The sequence below is a fragment of the Paenibacillus sp. 01T422 genome, from assembly GCF_056398785.1.
In genome coordinates this window covers 1-5,919 of record NZ_JBFTQB010000358.1, presented here as the reverse complement: position 1 = coordinate 5,919, position 5,919 = coordinate 1, and the positions used below count along the sequence as shown (strand labels likewise).

The window sequence follows — 5,919 nt, the reverse complement described above, 5'->3', positions numbered from 1 at the left end:
CTACTGCCATGGCTGTCGAGCAGGTTCTTCTCGTTGAGGATGAACTTCAAATGTTCGCCAAGCTTTTGCTTCATATGCTCGCCTTGGTCAGCAGTCAGCTTGCCATCCTTCACAGCTACTTCAATCTTCCCGGTGCGGAGCTGCTGGAGCTTTGCCGTTAGGTCAGCTTCGCTGATTCCTTTGTCGGCGGCTGCTTCCACGATGCTCTTACCGCTTTTGAGGGATTTCACGAGCACTTCCTTGTCAACACCAATGACATTGGCGGATTCCTCGATGATCGGCCATTTGCGGTTATGACGCCCGTGGCCTTTCTCATCGGCTTGTTGCAGCGAAACGGTCTCTTGCTGGTTCCCGGAAGGAGCCTGCGCCGAAGCCGAAAGTGAAGGGAGCAGTGTAGCTCCCAAGACGAACGAGAGGGCCATCGTGCTCACCAGAAGCTTTTTCATATTAGGCTGATTCATGTGTACGCCTCCTTTCCCAAATAATAGGAATTACAGAACATAGTCTGTGCAGGAGGGATTAATTTTAGTTTAAAATAACCTTAGTTTTACATAAAAATTCCAGGATTCGAGTTATTTCGCGTCAACCGCTAATTGATACAGAGGAATCAGCTTTTCGAACGTTTGTTTAATCAGCGTTTCAAGTTCGTCAGGTTTGGTGAGTACAGGATCTTGGAAATGGAGGTTTCTGCCGATCAGCAGCTCAACTTTCTTGACATCGCGGAAACGTACGAGTGCGTCATTCCAAGCGCTCCGGTCAAGATCAGCAAGCGGTGTGACATCCTTTTTCATATGATCGAAGGACAGTACGAAATCGGCGGGAATTTCCTTTTGGATACGATCGATCTGATTCATATACGTGGTAGCGATGTTACTTTTATTAGGCAGCTCATAAATGAGGGCAAGCCAGATAAACACGCGATCATCAAACAGGCCAACCTGGAAATGAGGAACTTGTTTATAGCCTCTTTTATTCGGGCAGATCGCCATCCAGGTGTCCACCGGCGGGTTAATTTTGCGTCTTAAATGCTTGGCAATATGTAAGAACATTTCGGTTCCGGCAAACAGCGAGAGATCCTGCGCCAACGAATCGCCTAACGCTTTAAATTTAGGTTGGATGCGCTCGCGAATGGCTTCCATTCGTCCATCCAGACCTTCTATGGCAAACGTATCGAAATCATGTTGTGTAAATCCAGTAAAGCTCATAGTCAGGTGCCTCTTTTCACTTACGTTTTTCAATTATTTTAAATTAAATGAGTGAGCTCTGCAATGTTTTGCGAGTTTCGTAGATTGAATGTAGGAAAAAGGTCCCATTTTGTCAAAAAAAGCAGGAAAAAATAGGAGTTTGCCGAAATATGTGGAATAATCTATTGGAAAAGACAGGAGAATTCTGCTATGAAAATGAAGAAATGGTCTGCGATCGCTCTTTTGGGCTCTTTGATGGGAACATGTTTTACGGCAGGCGTCTATGCACAAGATGTGCTGCAACGTGTTGACGCGTATTTAAGAAATGATTTCAAGGTAGTTGTGAATGGGCAGCAAGTAACACTTACGAATCCGCCGCTGATCTATAACAATAGCAGCTACTTGCCAGTGAAAGAGTTAGGAAATTATTTGGGGGCAGTCGTTAATTGGCAGGAAAGTTCCAAAACGATTTATATTAACCCGCGTATCAATCCCGTACAGCCGACTGAGGGGAATAATATCAATTACACAGAAATCGTGTTCCAATACCCCTATGTGCAGTACTATGACTATCGAGGTGCCACTTATCCGATCCTCACGAACATGACAGAGATAACGTACTACCGATTAAAGGATGTGGAACGGATGGGTGTGCCAACAGCCGGACTGCGTAAAGCGAAGGAGAAATATTCGGAAGAAATCTATGTCGGAGAAGATGAATTGAAGAAGGTTTGGGGGAACGAGCCCCCGCAATCATCGTATACGTATAATGAAGGTGTTACTGTCACAGGTGAGAATGACCCTATTAAAATTAAAGCACTCAAAGACTATGTGGAGAACTTCCGATACTATGAAATCGATAAGATACCGTATATGTCGAGCCCGATTGTTATTGATGCACTGCCTGAACTCAATACATACAACTATTTACTTGCCGAGAATGGTCATTACTTCCGCACGACACTCAAGCTGACTCAGAGCAACAATAACAACAGCAATAATAAGCCTGAATATGTGGTGGGTAGCTCCTCGAAGGAGAATATCGAGGTCGTTAAAGTAAACAAATAGCTACATTAACTGATTACTCCGGATTGTCTTTTTAGATAGAAGATGGCAATTTGCGTGCGATCGCGGAGATTCAGCTTGCTAAGAATTTCAGTTATATAATTTTTGACCGTACCTTCGCTCAGGAAAAGCTCCTGGGCGATTTCTTTGTTCGATAAGCCTTCTGATATTTTCTCGACCACAGCTTGTTCGCTCGCAGTTAACCCATACTCTCGGAGTGTAGTAGGCAGGGGCACACTTGGTGCGGGGATAGGACTTATGAAAGTTGCCAATTTCTTAGCAATGTCAGGATGAATAAGCAAATTGCCTTGCTCAACTGTTTTTATGCCTTGAATGATACGGTCCGGGGAAATGTTCTTCAGCAAATAGCCGCTCGCCCCATTACGAAGCGCTTGAACGATAAACTCATCGTCATCAAAGGTCGTTAGAATTAGAATGGAAATCGCGGGATTAGCTTGTTTAATTTTCAAAGTTCCCTCCACGCCATCACAGATGGGCATTCTAATGTCCATAAGGACTACATCGACCTGAACACCGCTCTGGATCAAAGCCAAAGCTTCTTCGCCATGCGTGCACGTACCAACAACAGTAATGTCTTGGTCAAGTCCGATAATTAATTGTAAGCTTTCTCGAATAAATGGATCATCGTCAGTAATAAGAACATGTATCATGGTTGTTTCAACCCTTCTTTCTTCGATTGCATTAGTGCGATTGATGAAAAGTAGGCAGGACTGTTGTCACGGTAAAAGGGGAATCAATTGTCACATGCAGCTGGCCGCCAATTAGCTTGATGCGCTCTTCCATGCCTGTCATTCCGAGTCCTTTTACAGTTTGAGATGTAGGGAGCAGCCCGTTATTGGAAACGCTCATTGTAATTTGTTTGGTTTCATAAATTAAATGAATCTGTACAGAAGTTGCCCCGCCGTGACGAATCGCATTCGTGATGGCTTCTTGGGCATTCCGGTATAGAATGAAGGCGAGACTTGGATACAGGACGTAAGGCATACCCTGAATATCAAACTCGATAGTGATTCCTTTCTCCTTGGTCAATCCTTCAATAAGCCGGTTAAGGGTGAACGACTGCATGGAGTCGTCATCGGGTTTCAGTTTACGCACCGTTGATCTAAGTAGCTCCATGCTTTCAGTCAACTGGTCCTTGACCGAGGTTAACATCTCCATGCCTTTACTCATTTGTGTTGGCAAAATCCGCAAACCGGCTTCCATCATCATTTTGAGACGAATTAATTGATGCCCCAAATCATCATGAATATCTCGGGAAATCCGATTTCGTTCATCCAACTGAGCGATATTCTCAACCTGTCTGGCATAGTCCAATAACTGCATGCGAGCTTCATCCAGCTCATAATGCTGCCGCCGCAGCTGATCATAGAGCAGTTCGATGTCCACTTTGTTTTGTTCCACCTGGTTCATATGCCGCAATAGCAGCGCAAGGGTGAAAAAGAGGAGATTAGCTAGCGCGTAATAACTGCTTGATTGCCCTTGTAAACTCAAGTTTAATGCGATCAATTGAACACCTAAGAAAGAAAGTCGGATATGACGATGAAAGGTAGGAAGATAAGTCAGCAATGTGGAGTAAAAGATGATGAATAATAAGCCGTCAAACGTATAGCTAAGCCATCCGCTGAACCCGATTTCGACCAGAAGCAACCCTACGGATTTCTTGAAAATCGTTCTCCGCAGCTCTGCGACCCAAAAGAATAGAAGAATAAAGAACACATACGTACCATTAGACGCGTAACTTTCGAGATACATGGAGGCAATCGCTGGGAAGAGAATGAGTGTGTAGCGGGTAATAAGCAGTAAAGGTAACAAGTGATTCCCTTCCTTCGCAAGCGTGTAGCCAAATTATAGCATAATTGACAAGTGAGTTTACATGTTTTATAGCGTGTTTATGACTTTTGTCACCTTGTAAAATGACTTAATCTACCTGTAGATGTCATTTCAAAGAGGTACAATAAGTGTAATTCAAGCAGTCGAGAAAAGGGAGAGGATCCTATGAGCTTTATTCAAATTAAAAATGTTGTAAAAAAATACAGCAATCAAATATCCGTTGATCATTTGAACTTATCCATTCAGGAAGGTGAAATTTTCGGGCTGCTGGGCCCAAACGGAGCAGGTAAAAGTACCACGATCAAAATGCTAAGTGGTTTGCTCAAAATTGATGGGGGAGAAATGATTGTAGACGGGTTATCCGTTTCTAAGGATACGCTCGAGGTTAAACGCCTTATTGGCCTTGTTCCGCAAGAGATTGCTATTTTTGAAAGTCTAAGCGCTAGGGAAAATGTTACGTTTTTTGCCAGGCTTTATGGCTTAAGGGGCGCTCTCTTGCAGAGCCGTGTGAAGGAGGCGCTGGAATTCGTCGGGTTATCGGAACGAGCTAGCGATAAGCCGAGTGCTTTTTCAGGCGGAATGAAAAGGAGATTGAATATTGCTTGCGCCATTATGCATCATCCTAAGCYGATTATTATGGATGAGCCGACCGTGGGAATCGATCCCCAATCCCGCAATCACATTCTGGAGTCGGTCAAAACTTTGAACCGTATGGGGTCTACGATCATTTACACGTCGCATTACATGGAAGAAGTAGCAGCGATTTCGACGCGTGTCGGCATCATGGATCATGGACATCTGATCGCTTGCGGCACGCAAGAGGAGCTGCGTGGCAAAGTCGCACAGGATAACAAGATTATGCTTCAGGTGGCAAGTTTATCAGAGGATGCGGTTAAGGAGCTGCGTGATCATCCCAAAATTAAACAGGTTAACGCCCAAGAGCAAGCGCTTGAACTGTTGGTTGGATCGTCGCAAGCTTATTTGCAAGACATTCTGTTCATTTTATCCAAGCACAATGTCAAAATTCAATCGCTCGCGCAGGTAGAACCGGATCTCGAGGCATTATTCCTGTCGTTGACCGGTAGAACTTTACGGGACTAGGGGGAAGCGTGATGCAGTTATGGATTATTGCAAAATATGAAGTTTTGCGCATGCTTCGTATGCGTTATGTCATGGCCATCCAGTTTGCTATGCCGCTTTTGCTCATTTTCATATTGGGCTCAGCGCTTTCAGGGGCTTTCAAAGTAGAGGATCGGACCATCGAGCCAGTGAAAGTGGACGTAGTACAGGGAGATTCGGGTGCACTCCAAACGAGTATTGAAGGCTTTCTGCACTCCCCTGATATTGGAAATTTTATTAAAGTCTCAAATATTCATACCCGTGAAGAAGCTGTTAACCGACTTAGATTAGGCGACTCTGAATTTGCGCTGATTATCCCTAGTGACTTCAGTTCTCGTGTGATGGCAGGGAAGGAAGCAGAGTGGGAAATGATTCTCGGGAACAACTACGAGCAGAACTTGACAGCCCAAATGGTGCTTCGTTCCTTCCTTGATAGCGTGAACCAGAGACAGTCAATCGCCATCACGATTGGTGCTGAAGCAGCAGTTTCTATGCAGAACCAAGGCTCAGCAGATCATGTATCTGCCTCTGCAGATACTCATGTAAAGCTAGGTAATCTATCAACGAGCAATTCCCAGTATTCCGCCATGCAGTATTACGCAGCATCGATGCTGGTCATGTTCCTGCTATACTCTGGCCTGTCAACGGCGATGACGCTGCAAGGCGAAAAGGATAAACATACATTATCCCGCCTTAATGC

Annotated in this window: 6 protein-coding genes and 1 pseudogene; 3 read left to right on the top strand and 4 right to left on the bottom strand. The window is 44.6% G+C overall.

Annotated features, from left to right (window positions below):
- Both AC1DUA_RS19815 and AC1DUA_RS19810 read right to left on the bottom strand, forming a co-directional pair.
- Nucleotides 1–461, bottom strand: a pseudogene (locus tag AC1DUA_RS19815) (hypothetical protein); the annotation flags it as partial.
- Nucleotides 462–572: 111 nt separating this feature from the next.
- Complete coding sequence (locus tag AC1DUA_RS19810; RefSeq protein WP_477501407.1) at nt 573–1,205, bottom strand: YktB family protein; 633 nt, start codon at nt 1,203–1,205, stop codon at nt 573–575.
- Between the two features lie 189 nt (nt 1,206–1,394).
- Here AC1DUA_RS19810 and AC1DUA_RS19805 point away from each other — a divergent pair, with 189 nt between their 5' ends.
- Nucleotides 1,395–2,252, top strand: coding sequence for a stalk domain-containing protein (locus AC1DUA_RS19805; RefSeq protein WP_477501406.1), 858 nt, complete (start codon nt 1,395–1,397; stop codon nt 2,250–2,252).
- Between the two features lie 5 nt (nt 2,253–2,257).
- Here the strand turns inward: AC1DUA_RS19805 and AC1DUA_RS19800 are convergent, their stop codons facing one another.
- Nucleotides 2,258–2,920: a response regulator transcription factor gene (locus AC1DUA_RS19800; protein WP_477501405.1), complete on the bottom strand. Its 663-nt coding sequence runs from the start codon at nt 2,918–2,920 to the stop codon at nt 2,258–2,260.
- A gap of 31 nt (nt 2,921–2,951) precedes the next feature.
- Nucleotides 2,952–4,082: a sensor histidine kinase gene (locus tag AC1DUA_RS19795; protein ID WP_477501404.1), complete on the bottom strand. Its 1,131-nt coding sequence runs from the start codon at nt 4,080–4,082 to the stop codon at nt 2,952–2,954.
- A 183-nt stretch (nt 4,083–4,265) separates the two neighbouring features.
- Here AC1DUA_RS19795 and AC1DUA_RS19790 point away from each other — a divergent pair, with 183 nt between their 5' ends.
- On the top strand, nt 4,266–5,201 hold the full coding sequence (locus AC1DUA_RS19790) for an ABC transporter ATP-binding protein (RefSeq protein ID WP_477501403.1): 936 nt from the start codon (nt 4,266–4,268) through the stop codon (nt 5,199–5,201).
- A gap of 11 nt (nt 5,202–5,212) precedes the next feature.
- A partial coding sequence (locus AC1DUA_RS19785) for an ABC transporter permease (RefSeq protein ID WP_477501402.1) occupies nt 5,213–5,919 on the top strand: 707 nt, incomplete at its 3' end.